The sequence below is a fragment of the Magnetospirillum sp. WYHS-4 genome (genome assembly GCA_039908345.1).
Lineage (GTDB): Bacteria > Pseudomonadota > Alphaproteobacteria > Rhodospirillales > GLO-3 > JAMOBD01.
On record JAMOBD010000140.1, the window covers coordinates 1 to 1,996 of the forward strand.

A 1,996-nucleotide genomic window follows, 5' to 3' on the forward strand; every position below is an offset into this window, starting at 1 on the left:
CATAGATTTCGTCCATCGGGAACCGTTCGAACAGGCCGTCACGGACCATGGCGTCGGCGCCGCCTTCCAGTTCCTCGGCCGGCTGGAAGACGAAGCGCACCGTGCCCTTGAACTTCCGGCTTTCCGCCAGGACCTTGGCGGCGCCCAATAGCATCGCCACATGGCCGTCGTGCCCGCAGGCGTGGGCGCGGCCCGGCACCGTCGACCGATGGGGAAGCCCTTCCGCCTCGACGATCTTCAGGGCGTCCATGTCGGCGCGAAGACCGAGGCAAGGCCCCTCGCCCGTCGTCAGGCTGCCGACCACCCCGGTACGGCCGACGCCTTCCGTCACCTCGATCCCCCACGAGCGCAGCTTTTCCGCCACCAGGGCGGCGGTACGGCGTTCCTCGAAGGCGGCTTCCGGATGGGCATGGATGTCGCGCCGCCACAGGAGCATCTCGGGAACCAGGGCGGCGATGGCGGGGGGAACGGGCATGGGAAGCCTCCTCGTGATATAATCAAGCTTGGCGCGGCGGCGAAAAACTGCAAGGCTCTTTGCCGTTCCATCGACAGTCCGGGACCCGAGGCCATGGCCGAAACCATCATCCTGCCCAAGGAAGGCGCGCTGACCGAGCGCGGCATCCCCTCCACCCTGGACCTGGAGGCCGAGATCGACCGCCTGCGCCGCGAGAAGAACGCGGTCATCCTGGCCCATTACTACCAGGACGGCGAAATCCAGGACCTGGCCGACTTCGTCGGCGATTCCCTGGACCTGTCGCGCAAGGCGGCGGCGACCGACGCGGACATGATCGTCTTCTGCGGCGTGCGCTTCATGGCCGAGGTGGCGAAGATCCTGAGCCCCGGCAAGACCGTCGTCCTGCCCGACCACGAGGCGGGCTGCTCGCTGGAGGATTCCTGCCAGCCCGGGCCTTTCCGCCAGTTCCGGGAAAAGCACCCGGACCACATCGCGGTCACCTACATCAACTGCTCGGCCGAGGTGAAGGCCCTGTCCGACGTCATCGTCACCTCGTCGAACGCCGAACACATCGTCCGCCAGTTGCCGGCCGACAAGCCGATCCTGTTCTCCCCCGACCGCCACCTCGGCGCCTACATCGCCCGCCGGACGGGACGCGAGATGACGCTTTGGCCGGGTTCGTGCATCGTGCACGAGCAATTCTCGGAACAGGAACTTATCAAGCTCAAGGTCCGCCATCCGTCCGCCCCCATCGTCGCCCACCCGGAATGCCCGGACGCCATCCTGAATCATGCCGACCATGTCGGTTCGACCAAGATGATCCTCGATTACGTGCTGAAATCGGCGCAGCCAGAATTCATCATCGCCACCGAGAAGCACATCATCCACCAGATGGAAAAGGCGGCGCCGCACAAGGTCTTCATCCCGGCCGCCGGGGCGGACGGAAGCTGCAACTGCGCCAGTTGCCCCTTCATGGCCAAGAACACCCTGGAGAAGCTCTACCTCTGCATGGTCAACGAGGCCCCGGCGATCACCATGCCGGAAGACCTGCGGCTGCGAGCCCTCAAGCCCCTCCAGCGCATGCTGGAGATGTCGCCACCGGCCCTGCCGGCCCGCCAAGATGCTGCCTGAGCCGCTGACCGAAACCGACGTCCGCCGGGTGATCGAGGCGGCCCTGGCCGAGGACGTGGGGACGGGGGACGTCACCTCGCTGTCGGTGATCCCGGCGGACACCCGCTTCGCCGGTACGTTGGCCGCCCGCGAATCCCTGGTCGTCGCCGGCCTGCCCATTGCGGGAATGGTCTTCGCCGCCGTCTCGCCCGCCATCGCCTGGGAGCCGGAGGTGCAAGACGGCCAACGCCTGGAAGCCGGCGGCGTGCTGGCCCGGGTGGAAGGCCCGGCCCGCGCCCTGCTGACCGCCGAGCGCACGGCGCTCAACATCCTCCAGCACCTGTCAGGCATCGCCACCCTGACGCGGCGCTATGTGGACGCCATCGAAGGCACCGGCACCGTGCTGCTGGATACCCGCAAGACCCTGCCGGG

3 protein-coding genes are annotated in these 1,996 nt (G+C 67.4%); 2 read left to right on the plus strand and 1 reads right to left on the minus strand.

Annotated features, from left to right (window positions below; all coding sequences use genetic code 11):
- A partial coding sequence (locus H7841_18320; GenBank protein ID MEO5338814.1) for an amidohydrolase occupies positions 1-475 on the minus strand: 475 nt, incomplete at its 3' end.
- 93 nt (positions 476-568) lie between these two features.
- Here H7841_18320 and nadA point away from each other — a divergent pair.
- Together nadA and H7841_18330 are read left to right on the plus strand one after the other, a co-directional pair.
- On the plus strand, positions 569-1,585 hold the full coding sequence (gene nadA, locus H7841_18325) for a quinolinate synthase NadA (GenBank protein MEO5338815.1): 1,017 nt from the start codon (positions 569-571) through the stop codon (positions 1,583-1,585).
- On the plus strand, positions 1,575-1,996 hold a 422-nt coding region (locus tag H7841_18330; GenBank protein ID MEO5338816.1), incomplete at its 3' end, for a nicotinate-nucleotide diphosphorylase (carboxylating). The genes nadA and H7841_18330, both read left to right, overlap by 11 nt.